This window comes from Citrobacter sp. wls829, assembly GCF_005280825.1.
GTDB lineage: Bacteria > Pseudomonadota > Gammaproteobacteria > Enterobacterales > Enterobacteriaceae > Citrobacter > Citrobacter gillenii.
This window is the reverse complement of record NZ_SZWP01000042.1, coordinates 1-21,751: the sequence shown is the minus strand read 5'-3', so window position 1 is coordinate 21,751 and position 21,751 is coordinate 1. Positions and strand designations below refer to the sequence as shown.

The 21,751-nt window shown below is 51.2% G+C and carries 22 protein-coding genes and 1 tRNA gene; 8 read left to right on the top strand and 15 right to left on the bottom strand.

Going from position 1 to position 21,751, the window contains the following annotated elements:
- Window position 1 precedes the first annotated feature (1 nt).
- Window positions 2-595 (top strand): XTP/dITP diphosphatase, encoded by a 594-nt coding sequence (locus FDW88_RS05690; protein ID WP_137362190.1) that lies wholly within the window; start codon window positions 2-4, stop codon window positions 593-595.
- Window positions 588-1,724 carry a radical SAM family heme chaperone HemW gene (gene hemW / locus FDW88_RS05685; RefSeq protein WP_137362189.1) on the top strand — a complete coding sequence of 379 codons (1,137 nt, stop codon included), beginning with the start codon at window positions 588-590 and terminating at the stop codon, window positions 1,722-1,724. Before FDW88_RS05690 ends, hemW begins: the two co-directional genes overlap by 8 nt.
- 121 nt (window positions 1,725-1,845) lie before the next feature.
- Here hemW and ansB read toward each other — a convergent pair whose 3' ends face one another.
- From ansB to trmB, 4 genes are all read right to left on the bottom strand, one after another.
- Window positions 1,846-2,892 (bottom strand): L-asparaginase 2, encoded by a 1,047-nt coding sequence (gene ansB, locus FDW88_RS05680; RefSeq protein ID WP_096755739.1) that lies wholly within the window; start codon window positions 2,890-2,892, stop codon window positions 1,846-1,848.
- A gap of 188 nt (window positions 2,893-3,080) precedes the next feature.
- Entirely contained in the window at window positions 3,081-3,800 is a 720-nt protein-coding gene (locus tag FDW88_RS05675) for a DUF2884 domain-containing protein (protein ID WP_096755738.1), read from the bottom strand.
- Between the two features lie 49 nt (window positions 3,801-3,849).
- On the bottom strand, window positions 3,850-4,176 hold the full coding sequence (locus FDW88_RS05670) for a YggL family protein (protein WP_096755737.1): 327 nt from the start codon (window positions 4,174-4,176) through the stop codon (window positions 3,850-3,852).
- Entirely contained in the window at window positions 4,176-4,895 is a 720-nt protein-coding gene (gene trmB, locus FDW88_RS05665; RefSeq protein WP_096755736.1) for a tRNA (guanosine(46)-N7)-methyltransferase TrmB, read from the bottom strand. Before trmB ends, FDW88_RS05670 begins: the two co-directional genes overlap by 1 nt.
- A 160-nt stretch (window positions 4,896-5,055) precedes the next feature.
- Here trmB and mutY point away from each other — a divergent pair, with 160 nt between their 5' ends.
- The 4 genes from mutY to FDW88_RS05645 all read left to right on the top strand — a co-directional run bounded on the left by mutY (window position 5,056) and on the right by FDW88_RS05645 (window position 9,046).
- The gene (gene mutY / locus FDW88_RS05660) at window positions 5,056-6,108 is read left to right on the top strand and encodes an A/G-specific adenine glycosylase (RefSeq protein ID WP_096755735.1); all 1,053 of its coding nucleotides are present in this window, start codon (window positions 5,056-5,058) and stop codon (window positions 6,106-6,108) included.
- A gap of 27 nt (window positions 6,109-6,135) precedes the next feature.
- Window positions 6,136-6,405 (top strand): oxidative damage protection protein, encoded by a 270-nt coding sequence (locus FDW88_RS05655; protein ID WP_003027126.1) that lies wholly within the window; start codon window positions 6,136-6,138, stop codon window positions 6,403-6,405.
- 86 nt (window positions 6,406-6,491) lie between these two features.
- A complete protein-coding gene (mltC, locus tag FDW88_RS05650) occupies window positions 6,492-7,577 on the top strand; it encodes a membrane-bound lytic murein transglycosylase MltC (RefSeq protein WP_137362188.1) in 1,086 nt (361 codons plus the stop codon).
- Window positions 7,578-7,789: 212 nt separating this feature from the next.
- On the top strand, window positions 7,790-9,046 hold the full coding sequence (locus FDW88_RS05645) for a nucleoside permease (RefSeq protein WP_096755733.1): 1,257 nt from the start codon (window positions 7,790-7,792) through the stop codon (window positions 9,044-9,046).
- A gap of 76 nt (window positions 9,047-9,122) precedes the next feature.
- Here FDW88_RS05645 and FDW88_RS05640 read toward each other — a convergent pair whose 3' ends face one another.
- Window positions 9,123-11,258 carry an ornithine decarboxylase gene (locus tag FDW88_RS05640; protein ID WP_117342646.1) on the bottom strand — a complete coding sequence of 712 codons (2,136 nt, stop codon included), beginning with the start codon at window positions 11,256-11,258 and terminating at the stop codon, window positions 9,123-9,125.
- A gap of 468 nt (window positions 11,259-11,726) precedes the next feature.
- Here FDW88_RS05640 and FDW88_RS05635 point away from each other — a divergent pair, with 468 nt between their 5' ends.
- Together FDW88_RS05635 and FDW88_RS05630 are read left to right on the top strand one after the other, a co-directional pair.
- A complete protein-coding gene (locus tag FDW88_RS05635; RefSeq protein ID WP_096755730.1) occupies window positions 11,727-12,434 on the top strand; it encodes a DUF554 domain-containing protein in 708 nt (235 codons plus the stop codon).
- A 105-nt stretch (window positions 12,435-12,539) separates the two neighbouring features.
- Window positions 12,540-12,615, top strand: a tRNA-Phe gene (locus FDW88_RS05630).
- 75 nt (window positions 12,616-12,690) lie between these two features.
- Here FDW88_RS05630 and FDW88_RS05625 read toward each other — a convergent pair.
- The 10 genes from FDW88_RS05625 to FDW88_RS05580 all read right to left on the bottom strand — a co-directional run.
- Window positions 12,691-14,061, bottom strand: a complete 1,371-nt coding sequence (locus tag FDW88_RS05625; protein ID WP_137362187.1) for a VasL domain-containing protein — start codon at window positions 14,059-14,061, stop codon at window positions 12,691-12,693.
- A gap of 1 nt (window position 14,062) precedes the next feature.
- Window positions 14,063-14,506 carry a type VI secretion system baseplate subunit TssE gene (gene tssE, locus FDW88_RS05620; protein ID WP_137362186.1) on the bottom strand — a complete coding sequence of 148 codons (444 nt, stop codon included), beginning with the start codon at window positions 14,504-14,506 and terminating at the stop codon, window positions 14,063-14,065.
- Entirely contained in the window at window positions 14,506-15,039 is a 534-nt protein-coding gene (gene tssJ / locus FDW88_RS05615) for a type VI secretion system lipoprotein TssJ (RefSeq protein ID WP_096755711.1), read from the bottom strand. Before tssJ ends, tssE begins: the two co-directional genes overlap by 1 nt.
- The gene (locus FDW88_RS05610) at window positions 15,014-15,484 is read right to left on the bottom strand and encodes a type VI secretion system baseplate subunit TssG (RefSeq protein WP_137362185.1); all 471 of its coding nucleotides are present in this window, start codon (window positions 15,482-15,484) and stop codon (window positions 15,014-15,016) included. Before FDW88_RS05610 ends, tssJ begins: the two co-directional genes overlap by 26 nt.
- A gap of 161 nt (window positions 15,485-15,645) precedes the next feature.
- Window positions 15,646-16,137: a type VI secretion system tube protein TssD gene (gene tssD, locus FDW88_RS05605; RefSeq protein ID WP_117342662.1), complete on the bottom strand. Its 492-nt coding sequence runs from the start codon at window positions 16,135-16,137 to the stop codon at window positions 15,646-15,648.
- A 17-nt stretch (window positions 16,138-16,154) separates the two neighbouring features.
- A complete protein-coding gene (locus FDW88_RS05600; protein ID WP_137362184.1) occupies window positions 16,155-17,819 on the bottom strand; it encodes an OmpA family protein in 1,665 nt (554 codons plus the stop codon).
- Window positions 17,820-17,822: 3 nt separating this feature from the next.
- Window positions 17,823-18,464, bottom strand: a complete 642-nt coding sequence (tssL, locus tag FDW88_RS05595; protein WP_137362183.1) for a type VI secretion system protein TssL, short form — start codon at window positions 18,462-18,464, stop codon at window positions 17,823-17,825.
- A 5-nt stretch (window positions 18,465-18,469) separates the two neighbouring features.
- Window positions 18,470-19,807, bottom strand: coding sequence for a type VI secretion system baseplate subunit TssK (gene tssK, locus FDW88_RS05590; protein WP_137362182.1), 1,338 nt, complete (start codon window positions 19,805-19,807; stop codon window positions 18,470-18,472).
- A gap of 23 nt (window positions 19,808-19,830) precedes the next feature.
- A complete protein-coding gene (gene tssC, locus FDW88_RS05585; protein ID WP_096755688.1) occupies window positions 19,831-21,363 on the bottom strand; it encodes a type VI secretion system contractile sheath large subunit in 1,533 nt (510 codons plus the stop codon).
- Between the two features lie 65 nt (window positions 21,364-21,428).
- On the bottom strand, window positions 21,429-21,751 hold a 323-nt coding region (locus tag FDW88_RS05580; protein WP_137362181.1), incomplete at its 5' end, for a type VI secretion system contractile sheath small subunit.

Genomic DNA, 21,751 nt, shown 5'->3' with positions numbered 1-21,751 from the left:
CATGCAAAAAGTTGTCCTCGCGACCGGCAATGCCGGTAAAGTGCGTGAACTCGCCTCTCTCCTGAGCGACTTCGGGCTTGATGTCGTTGCCCAAACGGATCTGGGCGTTGATTCCGCAGAAGAAACCGGCCTGACGTTTATTGAAAACGCCATTCTGAAGGCGCGTCATGCCGCGCAAATCACCGGTCTGCCGGCCATTGCCGATGATTCCGGCCTGGCCGTTGACGCCCTCGGCGGGGCACCGGGGATTTATTCTGCTCGCTATTCTGGTGAAGATGCGACTGACAGACAAAATCTGGATAAACTGCTGCACACCCTGCAGGATATCCCAGACGAAAAACGTCAGGCACAGTTCCATTGTGTACTGGTGTATATGCGCCACGCAGATGACCCAACCCCTGTTGTATGTCACGGACGCTGGCCGGGCGTGATCGCTCGTGAGCCTGCCGGAGACGGTGGTTTTGGCTACGACCCTATCTTCTTTGTACCGTCTGAGGGTAAAACCGCAGCCGAACTGACCCGCGAAGAAAAGAGTGCTATTTCCCACCGTGGACAGGCACTAAAACTGCTGCTGGATGCGCTGCGTAATGGTTAAGTTGCCACCGCTGAGTCTTTATATCCACATCCCGTGGTGCGTGCAGAAATGCCCCTACTGCGACTTCAACTCGCATGCGTTAAAGGGCGAAGTTCCCCATGACGATTACGTTGGGCATCTGCTGAGCGATCTGGATGCCAACGTCGCCTACGCGCAGGGACGCGAAGTAAAGACCATTTTTATTGGTGGCGGTACGCCGAGCCTGCTCTCTGGCCCGGCAATGCAAACGCTGCTGGATGGCGTGCGTGCGCGTCTGAATCTGGCGGCGGATGCCGAAATCACGATGGAAGCCAATCCCGGTACGGTGGAAGCCGATCGGTTTGTCGATTATCAACGCGCTGGAGTTAACCGCATCTCGATTGGCGTGCAAAGTTTTAGCACCGCCAAGCTTGAGCGACTGGGGCGTATTCACGGGCCAGAAGAAGCCAAACGCGCGGCGAATCTGGCTGACGGTCTGGGATTGCGCAGCTTTAACCTCGATTTGATGCACGGCCTGCCGGATCAAACGCTGGAAGAAGCGCTGGGCGATTTACAGCAGGCCATTGAGCTTAACCCCCCGCATCTCTCCTGGTATCAGCTCACTATTGAGCCCAACACGTTGTTTGGTTCGCGCCCGCCGGTGCTACCGGATGATGACGCCCTGTGGGATATTTTTGAGCAAGGCCACCGGTTGCTGACCGCCGCCGGGTATCAGCAATATGAAACCTCGGCCTATGCAAAACCGGGATATCAGTGCCAGCACAACCTGAACTACTGGCGTTTTGGCGACTATCTTGGCATTGGCTGCGGGGCTCACGGCAAGGTCACCTTCCCGGACGGACGTATCCTGCGCACCACCAAAACCCGACATCCGCGCGGTTACATGCAGGGACGTTATCTCGAAAGCGAGCGTGATGTCGCCGAGGCTGATAAGCCATTTGAGTTCTTTATGAACCGCTTCCGCTTGCTGGAGGTCGCACCGCGTGTGGAATTCACCCACTATACCGGGCTTGCCGAAGAGGTGATTCGGGCACAGATTGATGAGGCTATCGCCCAGGGATATCTGACGCAGAGCGATGAGTACTGGCAGATTACCCAGCACGGTAAGCTGTTTTTAAACTCACTGCTGGAGCTGTTTCTGGCGGAGTAACGCGGAAAACCGTAATGAATGTTGGCCTGATAAGGCTTTGAGCCACCATTCGGATTGCCTGATGGCGCTGCGCTTATCAGGCCTACAGGGTTAGGTCGATAAGCGCAGCCACCTTCATCGATTAGTACTGATTAAACATTTCCTGGATCTGTTTAGGATCTTTGGTCTGTGTCAGCGCCAATTGCAGCAGCACGCGAGCTTTTTGTGGGTTCAGCGAGCCAGACGCCACAAATCCGTACTTCGCATCATCGATTTCAGCATCCTGCGTGGTGGAGCCAGTAGGTACGCGGGAAGAACGCACGACCACGGTGCCTTTGTGCGCAGCGGTTGCCAGCGTATCGAAAATGGTTTTATACAGGTTACCATTACCCACACCAGCACTCACAATCCCGGCGTATCCGGCATCGACCAGCGCTTTTGCCGGCAGATCGGAGGCGTTAGCGTAGTTATAGATAATGCCTACCTTCGGCAGCTCGGTCAGCTTAGAGACATCGAATGGCGTTGCGGAAGTATGCTTGCGCGCAGGCGTACGCTGGTAATCAATTTTACCGTTATGGATATAGCCCAGCGGGCCATAGTTGACGGCTTTGAAGGTCGCGACATCCGTGGTGTTGGTCTTGGTCACATCACGGCCATCCAGGACAGTGTCGTTCATCACCACCAGCACACCGCGGTTAGCAGACGCTTTATCCGCCGCGGTCACCACGGCGTTATACAGGTTGAACGGGCCATCGGCGCTCATACCCGTAGACGGACGCATTGCGCCGACCAACACCACTGGCTTGTTGCACTTGACGGTCAGATCGAGGAAATACGCGGTTTCTTCCATAGTATCCGTACCATGGGTCACCACGAAGCCGTCGGTTTTATCACATTCGGTGTTGATCTTCTTCGCCAGCGTTAACCAGACGTCGTCATTCATGTCCTGCGAGCCAATATTCACCACCTGCTCGCCTTTAACGACGGCAATATCTTTCAGTTGCGGCACCGCATCGACCAGATTTTCTACGCCAACTTTACCCGCCGTGTAGTTGGATTTTGTTGCGGAATCACCGCCACCAGCAATCGTCCCGCCGGTAGCCAGAATGGTGATATTGGGTAATGCGAGCGCTGCGCCGCTGAACCCCATAACCAGTGCTGCCAGTGCCGTTTTTCTGAAAAAATCCATGTTATTACTCCGGTTATTTGAATTTGCCGCATTATGTCAACCTGACAGATGAATAATGTGACCTCTTCCAATTAACCAGACTTATATATTTATAAATTTGTTATTTTTAGAGATGGATATCAAAAAACAAGGAAAATGCAAAGCAAAACGGCACAGAATGTTTCTGTGCCGTTAAAGAGAGGTAAATGCTATTTTAGACCGTTAACCAATGCCTTACGGTCATCTTCCAGCGTCACGACGCGCGCGCAAACATCTTTGCCAAACTGCTGGAAGTCTTTCTCTTGGTTCTTCCATTCATTCTGGATGGAGGTTTGCAAACCGCCGAGGCTACCGAGCACACCCTGCAGTGGGTTACCGCCACCTTTGAGCACCGCTTTGGCACCCATTTCGTTGATGCTGTCCTGCAGAATGCCACCCATCGCCTGATTCACCAACTGCTGCCCGTCAGCACGGACCTGATCAATTGCCTTATAATGGAAGGTCAGACCGTCAGTACGATGCTCGATGATCCGGTTCATCTGCTCTTTCAATTGGGCGTCAAGCTTGGTTAAACGACCGCGCATGTTGCTGCTTTCACCGACTTCTTTGGCGATAATTTTGTCCAGCGCGATGCGACCTTTCTCGACGCGCGCTCTGGCGCCGTCGTCAATCCACGGCAGGCTGCTACGCAACGCCGCCTGATAATCTTTCGCCTGCTCACGCTGTGCGGCGCTTAAGGTGTACTGCTTACCGTTGAAGGTAACATTCCCGGCTGGCGTGATCACCAGATCGCCGTTTTCACCCTTCACCTGCACCGTTTGCGGAGTCACAATCACATCGTCACGCGGGGTGACGCTGCACTTATAATCAGCATGTGCGGCCATCGCCGTGAACGTCAGAACTGCCGCCAGCAGCGTTTTACGCATCATATCTATCCCTCAATACAAATCGGGCCGGCATTTGCCGACCCTGTGCTACTTAGTCCCACCAAATATCGAAAAGTTCGCTGGTGCGCACATCTTCAAGTTTGTGCTCTTCCAGCCACTTACGCACGATTGCCTGATGTTCTTCAGTGCATTTGCCGATTTCCTGCAGGCAGATCAGACCTTCCCAGGCCAGATAGCCACTGCCGTCATAGGCCAGCTTGTTCGGCTCAATAACCTCATTGATAAAGTCATCAACGATTTTATCGACCTGCTCTTCAGATGTGCCTTCCGGAAAACGCCATGCAACCGAAAATCCGACTTCCTGGAATTCGTCGATATGCATTTTTTTACGCAGACGACGGCTACGGTTCTTTGCCATTATTTCACCCTCTCGAACATTAAGTCCCATACGCCGTGGCCAAGACGATGGCCACGTTGTTCAAATTTGGTTACCGGGCGCGATGGTGGGCGCGGTACATAATCGTTACTCTCAGACTGGTTTTTATACCCGTCAATGGAGGACATCACTTCAAGCATGTGCTCCGCATAAGCTTCCCAGTCGGTAGCCATGTGGAAAACACCGCCCAACTTCAGCTTACTCTTCACCAGCTCAGCAAACGGTACCTGAACGATACGGCGTTTATTATGACGTGCTTTATGCCACGGGTCAGGGAAAAAGAGCTGAACCATCGATAAAGAATTGTCAGGAATCATTTTGTGCAGCACTTCAACGGCGTCATGACACATCACGCGCAGGTTTTCGACGCCCTCTTCATGCGCCGAAGCCAGGCAGGCGCCAACGCCCGGAGAGTGAACCTCAATACCGAGGAAGTTTTGTTCCGGACGCGCTTTGGCCATCGCCACCAGCGAAGCGCCCATACCGAAACCTATTTCAAGCGTCACCGGTGCGTCACGGCCAAACAGCGCAGCAAAATCGACCGGCGCCTCGCTGAACTCAACGCCCATCACCGGCCAGTAGTTTTCCAGTGCGTGTTCCTGCCCTTTAGTCAGTCGCCCCTGGCGACGAACAAAACTACGAATCCGGCGCAGCGGGCGACCGTTTTCATCAAATTCCGGTGAAATGACGTCGTTCTTCATAAAAGTTTAGTCTGCTGTGTTTGAGTTCTGAAAACGGGCATTATCCAAAGTTAGTTGCCGGATGCAAGTAAAGGAAGAGAGTCAGCTGCGGAAAGTTCCGGTTTACACCCTTCGACCTCTGTGCTGCAATCTTGCCCCCAGCAATAATGAAACGGTAATCATGCAAGCGTCTCAATTTTCAGCTCAGGTGTTGAGCTGGTACGACAAATACGGGCGGAAAACGCTGCCCTGGCAAATTGACAAGACGCCTTACAAAGTATGGCTTTCTGAAGTCATGCTGCAACAAACTCAGGTTGCGACCGTTATTCCTTATTTTGAACGCTTTATGGCGCGCTTTCCAACGATAACCGATTTAGCCCATGCCCCGCTTGATGAAGTCCTGCATTTGTGGACCGGGCTGGGGTATTACGCGCGTGCGCGCAATCTGCATAAAGCCGCTCAGCAGGTGGCGACGCTGCATGGCGGCACCTTCCCGCAAACCTTTGATGAAGTTGCCGCCCTGCCCGGCGTTGGACGCTCTACCGCAGGCGCGATCCTTTCGCTCTCTTTGGGTCAGCATTTTCCGATTCTCGACGGCAACGTCAAACGCGTGCTGGCACGCTGTTATGCTGTCAGCGGCTGGCCGGGGAAAAAAGAGGTCGAGAAAAAACTGTGGGCGTTGAGTGAGCAGGTTACACCCGCCCACGGCGTTGAACGATTTAATCAGGCGATGATGGATTTAGGCGCGCTAGTCTGTACGCGTTCAAAACCTAAGTGCGCCCTGTGCCCATTACAAAATGGCTGTGTGGCTACCGCCAATGCAAGTTGGGCACAATACCCGGGTAAAAAGCCCAAGCAGACGTTACCGGAGCGCACAGGCTATTTTTTACTGATGCAGCATAACGATGAGGTGTTACTCGCGCAGCGTCCACCTAGCGGCTTATGGGGCGGATTATACTGTTTTCCGCAGTTTGAAGATGAAGATGGACTGCATCAGTGGCTGGCGCAACGGCAAATTAACGCAGATAATCTGACCCAGCTTACTGCATTTCGCCATACCTTTAGTCATTTCCACTTAGATATTGTGCCTATGTGGCTTCCCGTGTCCTCATTCACCACCTGCATGGATGAAGGCAACGCGCTCTGGTATAACTTAGCGCAACCGCCGTCGGTCGGACTGGCGGCTCCTGTGGAGCGTTTGTTACAGCAATTACGCGTCGGTGCGCAGGTTTAACGTGCCGGTCGATAAAGAGGATTTTTTATGAGCAGAACGATTTTTTGTACTTTCCTGCAACGTGAAGCAGAAGGTCAGGATTTTCAGCTGTACCCAGGCGATCTGGGAAAACGCATTTATAACGAGATTTCGAAAGAAGCATGGGCACAGTGGCAGCACAAGCAAACCATGCTGATTAACGAGAAGAAACTCAACATGATGAACGTCGAGCACCGCAAGCTGTTGGAACAGGAGATGATCAACTTCCTGTTTGAAGGCAAGGACGTGCACATTGAAGGCTATACGCCAGAGTCATAAGAACCGTTGCCGGATGGCACTGCGCTTATCCGGCCGACGATTTAATCTGGTCCTTGCAAATAACCAACACAACACGCACCCCCGGAATGATGAAAAAATTTCTCGCGCTTGCCGTTATTGCGCCGTTGCTCATCTCCTGTTCCAGTTCGACCAAAAAAGGCGATTCCTATAACGAAGCCTGGGTCAAGGATACCAACGGTTTTGATATTCTGATGGGGCAATTTGCCCATAATATTGAGAATTTGTGGGGATTTAAAGAAGTGCTGATCGCGGGTCCGAAGGACTACGTCAAGTATACCGATCAGTATCAAACCCGCAGCCACATCAACTTTGATGACGGTACCATAACCGTGGAGACCATCGCCGGGACAGATCCTGCCGGGCATTTACGACGGGCAATAATCAAGACCTTGCTGATGGGAGACGATCCGGGTTCCATCGATCTCTATTCCGATGTCGACGATATCAAGATTTCCAAAGAGCCGTTCCTCTACGGGCAGGTCGTTGATAATACCAGTCAGCCTATTCGCTGGGAGGGGCGCGCGACAAACTTCGCCAACTACCTGCTGCAAACGCGACTGAAGAGCCGGAGTAACGGCCTGCGCATTATATACAGCGTGACAATTAACCTGGTGCCAAACCACCTTGATAAGCGTGCGCATAAGTATATCGGCATGGTTCGTCAGGCATCGCGTAAGTATGGCGTCGACGAGGCGCTGATCCTCGCCATCATGCAAACCGAGTCCTCCTTTAACCCGTATGCGGTCAGCCATGCTGATGCATTGGGCCTGATGCAGGTCGTGCAGCACAGTGCCGGGAAGGATGTATTCCGCTCACAGGGCCGTTCCGGTACGCCAAGCCGTAGCTTCTTGTTTGACCCGGCCAACAACATTGATACCGGTACCGCCTATCTGGCGATGCTCAACAATGTCTACCTGGGCGGAATCGATAACCCAACCTCACGTCGTTACGCCGTCATTACCGCGTATAACGGTGGGGCAGGCAGCGTGCTGCGCGTGTTCTCCAGCGATAAAGTTCAGGCAGCAAATATCATCAACAGCATGTCGCCGGGAGACGTTTATCAAACATTAACCACCCGACATCCGTCGGCGGAATCACGCCGCTACCTTTATAAGGTCAATTCTGCACAAAAATCCTATCGACGTCGGTAATGTTTACCCTCTTCGGCCGCGTGAAGCTGGTGGCAGAAGAGGGTAAAAGTGTTAACTCCGTCACTATTTTGCTTTGCAATTGGAAATTGTTTGCAAATATTTGTCACAGCTAACAAAAAAACACCCCTTCTCATTGATAGAATCACATCATATTGAAACGGCAAATGTGCTTTTTAAAACATCCATCCGCATTACGATGTGAGGAAATTAACATGAATCTTAAGCTGCAGCTGAAAGTCCTTTCCTTTCTGCAGTTCTGCCTGTGGGGTAGTTGGCTCACGACCCTCGGCTCTTATATGTTTGTCACCCTTAAATTCGACGGTGCCTCTATTGGCGCAGTCTATAGCTCGCTGGGGATTGCCGCCGTATTTATGCCTACGCTGTTAGGTATCGTCGCCGACAAATGGATCAGTGCGAAGTGGGTTTATGCTCTTTGCCACCTGGTGGGTGCGGGTACGCTGTTCGCTGCCGCCGAGGTCACCACGCCTGGAGCCATGTTCTTTGTGATCCTGCTTAACTCCCTGGCCTATATGCCAACGCTGGGGTTAATCAACACTATTTCTTACTATCGCCTGCAGTCTGCCGGGATGGATATTGTCACCGACTTCCCGCCAATCCGTATCTGGGGCACCATCGGGTTTATTCTGGCCATGTGGGCGGTAAGCTTCTCAGGCTTTGAACTGAGCCATATGCAGCTGTATATCGGCGCAATTCTGTCCGTGGTGCTGGCACTGTTCACCCTGACGCTGCCGCATATTCCGGTTGCTAATCAGCAGAAAAATCAGAGCTGGACATCAATGATGGGTTTGGATGCCTTCGCCCTGTTTAAAAACAAGCGTATGGCAATTTTCTTCATCTTCTCGATGATGCTGGGCGCAGAACTGCAAATTACCAACATGTTCGGTAATACCTTCCTGCACAGCTTCGATAATAACCCGCTGTTCTCTGGTAGCTTCATCGTCGAGCATGCGTCAGTAATGATGTCCATCTCGCAGATTTCAGAAACCCTGTTTATCCTGACCATCCCGTTCTTCTTAAGCCGTTACGGTATTAAGAACGTTATGCTGATCAGTATTGTGGCGTGGATGCTGCGTTTTGGTCTGTTTGCCTACGGCGACCCGACTCCGTTCGGTACCGTGCTGCTGGTTCTGTCGATGATTGTTTACGGCTGCGCCTTCGATTTCTTCAACATCTCGGGTTCGGTGTTCGTGGAAAAAGAAGTTCGTCCGGAAATTCGCGCCAGTGCACAGGGTATGTTCCTGATGATGACCAACGGCTTTGGCTGTATTCTGGGTGGTCTGGTGAGCGGTAAAGTGGTGGAACACTTCACACTGAACGGCATTACTGACTGGCAGAGCGTATGGCTGATCTTCGCGGGCTACTCACTGTTCCTGGCCTTTGCCTTCGTCGCACTGTTTAAGTACAAACACGTTCGCACTCCGGCTGGCACACAGACTATCGCACACTAATCTTCATTGATTAAAAAGGGTCCCCTGACGGTGACCCTTTTTTTGCCGGAAATGTATCGGCCGCGCGATCCGTTTTTTATTTCAGAACATATCCATACAGACGCTTAATGCCGTCGGCGTCCGTTTCACTGTAAACCCCTTGCAGTTCAGGTGAGAAGCCCGGCAGCAGATTAACGCCCTCTTCCAGCGCCAGGAAGTAACGCTGTACCGCTCCGCCCCACACTTCACCGGGTACTACGCACAACACGCCGGGAGGATAAGGCAACGCACCTTCTGCCGCGATACGACCGGCAGCATCACTAATGCGCACCAGCTCAACATCTCCCCGGATATAAGCACTGTTGGCATCCTGCGGGTTCATGGCAACAGCGGGTAAGCTCTCCTGACGGAACATCGCTTTTTGCAGATCCTTCACATCAAAGCTCACGTACAGGTCATGCATTTCCTGACACAGTTCACGCAGCGTGTAATCCCGATAGCGCATCGGGTATTTGTTGAAGATTGTGGGCAGCACATCTGCCAGCGGCGTATCGTTCTCAATGTGCTGTTCAAACTGAGCCAGCATCGCCACCAGCTGCGCCATTTTCTCTGCGCTTTCTGCTGGCGTCAGCAGGAACAGGATTGAATTGAGGTCGCATTTTTCCGGCACAATACCATTCTCTCGCAGGTAGTGTGCGAGGATCGTCGCTGGTATACCAAAGTCAGTATACTGCCCAGTTTGCGCATCAATTCCCGGCGTGGTCAGCAGCAGTTTGCACGGATCGACAAAATACTGATCGCTCGCATAGCCGTCAAAACCATGCCATTTTGCTCCCGGCTCAAAGCTAAAGAAGCGACGCTCGCTGGCAATAACCTGCGTCGGGTATGTCTGCCAGGGCTTCCCCCCCACCATCGGGGGAATAAAGGGCTGAATCAGCTTACAGCGATCGATAATGGCTTTACGTGCCTCAATTCCTAACGCCACGCATTCCGCCCATAACCGGCGTCCGCTCTCACCTTCATGGATTTTTGCGTTAACGTCCAGCGCGGCAAATAGCGGGTAAAACGGGCTGGTGGAGGCGTGCAGCATAAAGGCATTGTTCAACCGTTTGTGCGGGCAAAAACGCGCCTGGCCGCGAATATGGTTATCTTTTTTGTGGATCTGCGAGGTTTGTGAGAACCCGGCCTGCTGTTTGTGCACCGACTGGGTGACAAAAATCCCGGGATCGTTGGGTTTGAGATCCAGTAGCAATGGCGAACCATCCGCCATCATCGGGATAAATTGTTCGTAACCAACCCAGGCAGAGTCAAACAAAATGTAATCGCACAAACTGCCGATCTTGTCGATCACCTGTCGCGCGTTATAAATGGTCCCATCATAGGTTCCCAACTGGATAATCGCCAGACGGAACGGGCGCGGCTGGTCGGCTTTATGTGGTGCGACGTCGCGTATCTGCCCGCGCAGATACGCTTCATTAAAGCAGTGCTCATCAATGCCGCCAATAAAGCCAAACGGGTTACGCGCCGCCTCCAGATAGACTGGTGTAGCGCCGGCCTGGATCAGCGCACCATGGTGGTTTGATTTATGATTGTTACGGTCAAACAGCACCAGATCGCCACGCGTCAGTAACGCGTTGGTCACGACTTTATTGGCAGCAGAGGTGCCGTTCAGCACAAAGTATGTTTTATCTGCATTAAACACTTTTGCCGCAAACTTCTGCGCATGCTTTGCCGACCCCTCATGAATGAGCAAATCGCCCAACTTGACGTCAGCATTGCACATATCCGCGCGAAACAAATTCTCGCCAAAGAACTCATAAAAATGCCGTCCGGCAGGATGTTTCTTAAAAAATTCACCGTGCTGATGGCCTGGGCAGGCAAAAGTACTGTTGCCCATTTCGACATACTGCGTCAGCGTGTCATAAAATGGTGGCAACAGATCGTCCTCATAACGACATGCGGCAGACTCCAGCTCCAACCAGTCCTGTGCGTTACCGCCAATAACCGCCTCTGCACCCGCAGGCAATTCGACAGTAACCTCTGAGAAAATAAACACCGGTAAATGAAAACCTGTGCGTTTAAGCAACGCGAGGATCCCGCTGCGGCTGTCCGCAACGGTAATGACGACTGCCGCAACATCAGTAAAATCGGTACCGTCCAGTGACACCACCTGACGATGGGTAGACAGACAAGAGACCAGTTCACCACTGGCGGCAATTTTCATTGATTTCATAAGCGCAAAAACCCGTTTCGGGAAAGTCAAAGTCCCGGACAATGCCACACGGCGTTATCCCACGAAATGTTTGGTCAAACTGGTTACCAGCCCCGACCGCCAGACATCAGTAAAAGCAGATAGCCTCTGATCTTACTGTTATCCTGCAGTGAGCGTACGCCGCCGTCACCGCATGGAGGGAGAATGAGGATGTGTCGTAGAAAGGGGAGAACGTCGCGCAAAAAGGCGATGTTGAAGGTGATGTAGGGGGAATTGATTCATCCCAGGCAACCCCATTCAGACAGGAGAAAATTCGCGCAATCATGGCACCTTTCACTACCAGGCGCAAGACAAAATCCTATGCATATCCCCACAGATAAACAAGCATTTTGCCGGACAATAGCGTCATAATAATGCAATCTGAAAACATAAATATACCCCGAAAATTGCCTTCGTCATCAAGACGATAACGGGTATGCAGGAGCTCATGTGGTAATCGGACCTTTTATTAATGCCAGCGCTATTTTACTTGGTGGCGTTCTCGGCACGCTGCTCAGCCAGCATTTACCCGAACGCATTCGGGTCTCAATGACCTCTATTTTCGGACTGGCTTCTCTGGGCATTGGTATCTTGCTGGTAATCAAATGCGCCAACCTGCCGGTTATGGTGCTGGCAACGCTGGTCGGCGCACTGATTGGCGAATTGTGCCATCTGGAAAAAGGGATTAATGCGGCGGTCGCCAAAGCGCAGCAGCTTTTCTCAAAGTCAGATGCCAATGCAACGCACGAATCGTTTATTCAAAGCTTTGTCGCCATCATTGTGCTGTTTTGTGCCAGCGGAACCGGGATCTTTGGGGCGATACATGAAGGAATGACCGGCGATCCGAATATTTTAATCGCGAAGTCGTTTCTCGATTTCTTCACCGCTATCATCTTCGCCTGTTCGCTGGGGATTGCGGTATCCGCCATTTGTGTGCCGATGCTGGCAATCCAGCTGACGCTCGCTGCCTGCGCCGCGCTGATCTTGCCTTTGACGACGCCTGCCATGATGGCTGACTTTAGCGCCGTAGGTGGCTTGCTGTTGCTGGCAACCGGCTTGCGCATCTGCGGAATTAAAATGTTTGCCGTCGTGAATATGCTACCTGCCCTGCTATTGGCCATGCCGCTTTCCGCCGCGTGGACGGCATTTTTTGCCTGAGAATGCGTGCAATACCAGCAATGTGGTGATAGATTGTGCAGTCTGCATTGATTTGAAGAAATTTCGTTGACGAAAAGAAGCGAATCGGTTTTAATGCGCCTCGTTGCCCGGATAGCTCAGTCGGTAGAGCAGGGGATTGAAAATCCCCGTGTCCTTGGTTCGATTCCGAGTCCGGGCACCAGTATTTAGAAAAACCAGCCTACGGGCTGGTTTTTTGCTTTCTGGGACTACAGGCTATTCATTAAACGTCGTGCGATTATTCGCTCCGTTTAACGCTTTGTTTCAACAACGCATAACGATTGAGAAGCTGATTCAGGCGCATATCAAGCTGCTGATATAAAGCTGGCGATATACTCCCTTGTGTTTTCAATTCTACGTCCATTTTACGCAGTAATTCTTCTGGCGGTGGCGTTTCATCCAGTTGACGGCGAATAGCAAAAATCGCGGACTTCAATTCCGAACCGGTTAAATATTTCCCCTTACGCTCATCAAGCGCATTTAGCTGGGCAGTTAACGTCTCCAGCCCCAGCTGTGCATGATGCCAGTTCTGTAATGCGCCATCCGGCAACGCTTCGGTAGCCCACTGTTTATATAATCCGCTGACGAGCTCAGCAGCCTGTGCTTCTTCTGGCCACAGAGTAGCTGCCTGCTGCGCGATCGCTGAGGCATATTCCCTTGACCACAAAGGTTGCTGGTGATGTAAAACATCGAGCTGCTTCTGCGTAGAAGCCAAAACATTCTGTTTTTTCTCATCCAGGTCTGAAGATTGCTTCAAGACCGACAACTGTGCAGGCGTCAGTGACATCGGTAACGGTTGCACCACGTCATACTGCGAAGCCTGCATAGCGTTGATCCCCCAAACAATACCAACACTCACCACAGCGGCGAACAGCACGCCAGTCGCAAAACCCTGCAACATCTGTCGGCGCCCGGAAGAAACATGAGTGGTAAAACCTGCGGTATTCACTTGCTCGGATGGTGCAGTTTCATTGACCACAAATACCAGTTGAGGTAAGGAAGTCGAGATATTATTTACCGTAACAGCGCACATTTCTTTATGCTCGCCAGAGGCAGGTGCGGATGCCATCACGACTGCGGCTCCCGACTCTGCTTCAGACGTCTCCAGTCGCAAAGCCGCATTGTGCATCCAGGCAACAACGGTTTCCAGTTTGCTTAGCGCCTTCAATTCAAGGCGTTGCAATACTTCACAGGCCTGTTTCAAACTTTTTTCAACCCGATACACCGTCGCGAGATCAGCATATGACAGCGTCAATGTACGCAATTCTTGCTGTAGTCGGGTCGACAGCCAGGCCAGTATGTCAATGCGCGCATGGGTTTGTTGCGGCCATATTGTAGTCCAGTGATACGTGAGTAAAGCTTCAAGGAGTTCGCAACCTTCAGCAAGCCCTATAAGATCCGCATTACGTATTCTGGCGACGGTATACCAGGCAAGGGTTTGTAGTTCGATCCCATTGTTACGGAACAACGCCAGGCTTAACTGCTCAACCTTTTGCCAGTCAACATCCGGACGCGCAGGGTGCGTCAGCTTGTTGATTTCATCCCGCAGCAACCCATACTCTGCGAAAGTACGCGGATCGCTGCCCGTACTGATTCGGTTTTTATCCATGTTAATAAACTCCAGAATCAAGCCAACCCTGCCTTTTTAAGTGACGAATCAGTACCCGCCCCTCAGGGGTAAAATCTGTGCCATAGCGAACAACGCCAAGATCATGAAGTTCAGCATCGATGGAATAACGTAAATGCCCCGGCGCTTCCTGTTCCTGCATCGTGACCTGAATACCTTTGAGTCGTGGCTCATACTTCAGTAATACCTGAGAAAGCGTGCCGATAAGTTGGTGGGCTGTCCCCGGCATACCCTGGAGGATCTTCGTCATATCTGGCAGGCCGTAGTCGGGGAGATGCTTGAGGCTGCCAGCGCGAGTGTTCAGAATGCGTTGCATATTGTCCAGAACAGACAGAATGACCTGTGTGTTTTCGCTGACCGCCTGCAAAGGCAGCCCCCCCTCGAAATTCCCGAGTAAAATGTCATACAGAGAAGGTTGTCTGACCATTATTCGTCCTCCAGTGGCATGAGCGCCAGTCCCTGAGTTTTCAATTCAATAATCCGCGCCTTATCAGGATCAAGGTCCTCACGGCTTAATACTACTCGCCATGAATCTTCAGATTGTTCGGGGGAAATAAACATGCCTGCTACAGCGATATATTGTGCTTCTGTTTCTAATGGAATATCGAGCGTAACGCTTTCACCCGGACGGACTCTGATATCTTTTTGTGCCACTAAATCTGCTTTCACCACAGTGCTATCCTCTGCAAATAATGACTGATAATTTGCAGAATCAAATGCCTTACGATCCTTTAGTTGATAAATACGTACAACCGTTGAAAGTGCGATACCCTGCGCATTTTTATTTACCGCTTCTCTTGCCAGAAAATCTAAATGCAGCGTTTTTATTTCCTTATAAAAAATTGACTTAGTTAATGATACCGTGCTTTCAGATACCGTTTGCGTCAAACCACATCCGGTTAGTAAACTGGCTATTCCGGTTATTACGGCAACGTTAATAGCGATAATCGCCAGTCTCATCGGCTTCCCTCCGCTGAATATTTTGTTTAAGACTCTGCCAGAGTCCAAGTTTAATGGTTATAAGTTGATTCATTGCTTCTGCGTTATTCGTATTATCCAGCCGCATCACCGCTGTACGACCGAGTTGTACGGCTCGTTCACTTTTGCTACTGGTCAGTTGAGCATCCGCAAGTGCCGAGCGAGGAATGCGTAATTGCAGCCTCGCGTTTACTCTGGCACCTAAATAAACATGCATTAGCGCTAAAAAATCACCGTTTAGCTGACCACCAGGTAGCCAGTCACGTATCTCCTCGCGGTTATCCGTGGTCAGCGTAATCAGCACCTGACTGTTAACATCCACGGCGCTTTGTCCCATCACTGGGCGGGAATAGAGGCTAACAGGTTGTCGTGAGCGCATTGTTAACGCCTTGAGGCGCCGTAATAACACTGCTGACTGATGTTCCATTTGCTTCCTGACTCCCTGTATCCAGACACGCTACCGCCCCTGGCCGTAATCCAATGCCCATAAGGTAATATTGACGTTGTCACTCTCTGCTGAACGTGCTTTCCAAGCGCTCAGCAGAGAGCAAAAAAAAACGGATGAGGAAATCCTCATCCGTTTGGGTATTACGCGGTAGTACGCTCGTTCCAGGCGTCTGAATGGATGATATTGCCATCCTTGTATGTCCAGACGATCTTCTCGTAGCGCAGCTCAAGCTGCTCCAGGTGGTTGTGCTTCTCCTTGGCAGGGTCCTTGATGTCGTGCATCACTGGGTTTACTTTCACGACTTTGACGTTATGCAAAGTCGTATTGAAGTACTCCACTTCCTGACCCGCATCATTGATGCGATACCATTTAAATTCCGCCTGGCGCAAGGTCTGACCCGTGGTAACAGCCTTGTACAGATACGGGCTGGATGCATCGATTTCCTTGGTGAACATGAACGGCGTATGAATACGCGTCCCGGTCAGCTTACCGGTGTTATTATCGGTAGGGATGTACAGGTTATGTTCCTGAGCCACCACTTCGATACTGCCCTCACGATCTTTCACATCAACAGAACCTTTGATGTCCGCGCCGCCGTCGTCCTTCAGCCATAAGTAGACTGGAATAGCCATAATTCTTTCTCCATTTTTTACTTCGCTAATGCGTCACCGCCTTCCGGTGACGGTTCCTTCATACCCGGCGTCCGACAGGCATCAGCCTGCGGCACCAGACTGATTTCTACACGACGGTTGGCAGCCCGGCCTTCCGGCGTATCGTTTGTTTTATCAGGGCGCGATTCACCGTAGCCCTGAACGGCAAAGCAACTCTCAGGTACATCGCCGGTGTCACGCATCCAGTCACGAACGGACTCCGCGCGTTTGAGAGAAAGTTGCTGATTTGATTTCTCATCGCCAACATCATCGGTATGCCCAGCGACAACAATCAGCCAACCCGGTTTGGCTTTGATATTGACCAGTGCGGCGATGAGAATTTTTGTTGAATCCGCTTTTAAGGCCCATTTGCCGGTATCAAACAGCGACATACTGTCGAGACGGACGGTTTGCGGTGCTGCGATCTTCGGTTTTGCAGGAGGCACCCAGTCACTGATAGCCGCCCGAAGCGGAGGAATCAGTCTCATACCCTGATATAGGCCCATTGAAAGAGAAAGCGGTTCACCACGCTGGTACCAACGATCAAGTCGCTCGACATCACGCCGCAGTTGGTCCTGAGCCTGAATTTTAGGTTCGACGGGATTGCCAGTCAGACGGCTATATAAAGTCAGATGATCGTTTGTGACTCTGATCAGATGCTGGTTATTGATAAAACTGAACAGCATCGCCAGACCAACAAAAACACCACACAGCAAGCCACTCACGCCTACTGTGCGTTGAAATGCCGTTAATGCCCGGCGACGAGATAAAAAAGACAAAGCCAGATCCGGAAATGGCAGTAAAACGGATTCAGAAGACACTGCAGGAGAAAGCGTTGTCTGACTGGCAATATGCTGCTGCCACAGATTATTTTCTCTGCCGCTTAAAGAAGTGAAGCACACCACGCGCAAAGCTGAAAAAAGAGACGGAACATTACGCCCGGCATCATCCTGCACGATTTCTAGCCAATTCAATAAGTTATCCAGCCATATGGCATGGGTAAGATGAAAATGGCGAGCCGGACGCTCTTCCGAAGAGAATGGGGAAAAATCGTCTAAGCCCGTGGCAGACTGCACCTCCGCATCCTGAGGCGTACGAATAAACCAGCGCGCAGTTTCTTTACACTCAGGATAATTCAACCAACAGCACAACCATAACGGTGGTATTCCTGATAGCCAACGCCGACTCTGCATTACCACACGCCGCCAACTGAGCAGCATGTGCTTAAGCGCGTCTTCATCGTTATGCTGTTCCGGGGTCAACGCCAACATAACGGAAACCCGCATCAGAAGACCCGGACGTTGTACCGCTATTTGGCGAACCAGAACCGCAAAATGTTCCGGTGTCTGGACGCATAGATACCAGCCCTGTGAGCTTTCACAAGAAGCCCCCCGTGCGACAAACAATCGCTCACTATCACCACACACCAATACCACCGGCCCTTGAAAACTTTCAGGGGGTAGAGGCACGTCAATACCCGAATGATCAGATGCAAGTTGGCTATAGTGACGCCAGCCATAAACGATCCCTGGAATGGCCAACACCAAAATCAGAACGCTAAGACCGCCTCGCACACCGGTACTTACCGGGCTGAATCCCCAGATCAACAACAATGCCAACACGGTTGCCAGCACGTAGTTCACGATCCCTCGCAACTGGATCATGTCTTAACCTTGTCCAATAAGCAGAGTAACCTGCTCCTGCAGGACGTGAGAAAATACCAGCCACATGGCGCCTAACGTCACCGCCCCCACAACCCAGGCCGACCACCAGCGACGCTGCCCACCAGAAAAACCTGAGGCCCGAATGACCACAGGAGCATCGTGCTTTAATTTAAAAGGCATAGCCTGAGCCGCCAGCGCTTCAAGCACATCCTCACGACGTTCATCTCCCTGCTCACGATAACGGCCAACAAAACCGAGCGTGACCGCACGATAAAAACAGGTTAATACCGCGATATCGGGAACGGGCTCCCGAAGTACCGTACGGATACGTTCCCAAAGCTCTTCTCCGGCGTTGGTGGTATTGAAATAGCGGGCTTGCAATGGTGTGGCCAGCCAAGTGATATAACCACTGTCCTGCCGATTACGGTTCAATACGCTTTCATCCAGTAATGCACATTGCGCATACAGCATGTGTTCAACGCTATGATCGCTGTATCCCATTTCACGTAAGGCTTCACGCGCAGAATCAACCCACTGACAGGCGCGCCGATAGAGCGCGGCCCCATCGTCTACGTCGGCGCCACTACGTAGCTGGCTTACGGCAAGCCAGGCCGGCCAGAAAACCTGATCGATGTCCTTCTTCATGTCGTTTAATCCCTTAATACTGCGAACAGCTCAAGTTGAATGTCTCCTAGCGTTCCTGGGACATAGAAGGCGCAATTACCCGCCTCCAGCATTGCCTGGGCAGCAGGATGATTAATCTCAAGCGCAAAATATTGGTTTTCCAGTCGTAACGGGATAGCCGCAGGTACATGAGTCAACGGTTTTAAAGGCACACCACTGAGCGCCACATTGACGACATCAGACACATCGGCTCGGCTCCCTGCTTTGCAAAGCTGTGGAAACTGCGTCAGGAGTAAATGCGCAGGAAGATCCGAACGGACAGAAAGGTAAAAATCAGCCCCTTCACGCAATCGGGCATCCGCCAGAACGCCATACCAGAACTGTCGCTCCTGTATCAGTTCAATAGAGACAACACGAGAAGGCAGGCTGGCTTCCAGCAGTTCTACCAGCAGGGCAAACAATGGCGGGAATACGCGATCTGGATGGGTATGCTGATAAGGCGGTACAGCATTGACATCATGATCCAATGAAAACGTCAGGAGACTGCCTGCCAGTCGCGCCAGTTCTCGCCACAGTAGTTCAGGATGTCGTCCGGGATTTTCTAGCATTTCACTCAGCACGGGCTCCGCGCTATTGAGCGCATTTAGCAACCAAAAAAGCGATACATCTGCTACGGCAAAATCTGCCATTCGTTCGTTACTTTCGCGTCGCAACGCCATCAAACGGCGGCATCTGGCCCGGATGCGGTGCACCAAATCGCTCAGTAAATTCATCAATAAGGGGCTTGCCGTGAGTGAAAGTGAAGGCGGTAAAAAATCCCCCCCTAACTCCCATTGCCCTTGGGCATTTCGAATAAGACAAGCGACCGGACAGGTCAGATAAGCACTGTTATCATCATGGGCATACCGCAGCGTAATAGCATTCCGTAATACCGCCATATCAGTCCGTTCCTGGCCGGATAAGTCCTGGACGGGTAACCACTCCTGTTGCCAGCGACAAGGGCGACTGACACCGCCCCCTAATGACAAATTGCCGCCGTTTGCAGAAAGCAGCGGCAATGCCAGCACGACATCAACGTTGTTGTAGCCAGTGAGATGAGATAAATCACACGCCGGAGGCAGGTTGTCTGAAACACTCGTGTCCACTAACGTACCGTCAGGGAAACGCACGACCAGATTGACCGGATTTAAGCGAAAAACAGCCAGTGCACTTTCGTCAAACTCTGCGCTGATGACTCCCCACGGAGATGACAGTGACATACGGGCAACAACGTCAGCCACATAAGCATCCCAGCGTGTTTGTTGCTGAAACTGTTGGGGGGCCAGAAAGGCCCCTTCGCTCCATAATGGACGATAAATCTTCATCGCACCTCCTGTGCTCGGTATCGTTAAGATTTCGACTTCGGCATCTGTGAAACCAACGACAAGCTGACGTCCATCCCCTCAACCTGGAAGTGAGGAATGGCATACAGGCGCACACGGAAGAACCCTGGATTATCCTCAATGTCCTCCACCACAACTCGCCCATCACGAAGCGGATGTGAGGCCTGCAAATCATCACCTGGATCCGTCATTTCGGTTACCAGACTGCGTAGCCAGTTGTTGAGTTCAAGTTCGAGCAAGCGACGATCTTTTGTCGTACCAATATTCTCGCGCTGCAGAATTTTCAGGTAATGCGCAATGCGGGAAAGCAGGAAGATATACGGTAGGCGTGAGTTAATTCGGCTGTTCGCTGTCGCTTCTGGAGTATCAAACTGAGCCGGTTTTTGCGCCGAGTTAGCAGAAAAGAAACAGGCGTAATCTCGATTCTTATAATAAGAAAGAGGAATAAAGCCAAGATTAGCAAACTCAAATTCACGGGTTTCAGGGATCATCACTTCAGACGGAATCTTCACCTGATTACCGGTACCCAAATCGTACAAATGGATCGGTAAGTCTTTAACCGCACCGCCTGCCTGTGGGCCACGAATCTGTACGCACCAGCCATTCTTGATAAAACTTTTCACCATGTTCACAGCAAAAGAGAAAGATGCACTGGTCCACAGGTATTTTTCGTGATCGGGACCTTTAACCTCTTCGACATAGTTAAAGCTACGTACCGGCACGGTATCAGGGCCATACGGCAGGCGGCCAAGTACCCGCGGCATTGTCAGCCCGATATAGCGGGAATCATCACTATCACGAAATGCTTTCCACTTGATGTATTCAGCACGTTCAAAATAATCGTTGATATCTTTAATCGCGGCGACGTCTTCCATATTATCTTTCAGGAAGAATTTCGGACCGACTGCGCCAATGAATGGCATATGACAAGCCGCTGAGACACCAGAAATATTGCGCAGAAGCGCAATATCTTGCGGGCTGTTGTCGAATTCATACGCGGAGATCATTGCAGCAATAGGCTCACCGCCAGGCTGATCGTATTCTTCAATATAAACATGACGATACAACCCACTCTGGATGAGCTCCGGCGCATCGTCAAAGTCATCGCGTAATGCGTCTTTACTGATATCCATCATTTCGACGCGAACGTTACGGCGAAAATCGATACCCATAATCATCGAATGCAAACCGCGCCAGAGCGATTCCTGCTTTTGGAATTCAGCATGGTGCATAACTTCATTGACCTGATCGCTAATCTGTTTGTCCAGACGCGCAATTTGGTCATCAAGTAGCGTTTTATCCAGACGCTCCAGTGGTTGTGTCGCATCTGCCAGACATGAGACTAAAACCTGAATGGCAGCGGTCACACGTTCAGCCGGAGCCGCATCGGAAAGCGCTTCATCACTCTGCCACGCATCGACATTTTTCAATGAAGAAACCGGAGCAAGATTAATTTTGTCAAAGAGGGACTGATAAACACTGCGCTCACCCGTCGTGGTGGTAGCCGCAGCTGAAGAGGTATGTTCCTGAACAGACATCAACATATTCCTTTAATGATCCTTTACTATTCCAGCCGCTTAAGCGGAGGAAACCCTGTATAGCGTTAAATCTCTTCTGGCATCATTGTTGCCAACTCATCACGCAACTCCTGACTCAGGGCAGGATCTTTAAGGACGATTTCCAGCTCACGGCGAAAAGCGGCGTTATCAAGTAAATTAGATTTCAAATCGCGCAGTAAATTACGCATTGCCAATAGCACGCGGAGTTGTGGGATATTTCTCGCTACCTGCTCCGGTTCAAAGTCACGGATATTCTTAAAAGTAAGATTAATCTCTTCATTTAAACCGTCACCCGCTAACGTATTTTCCACACTCAGGTTCACGGTTGGAGAGAACTTTGCTAAGGAAGGTGCGAATAAGCAGGTCA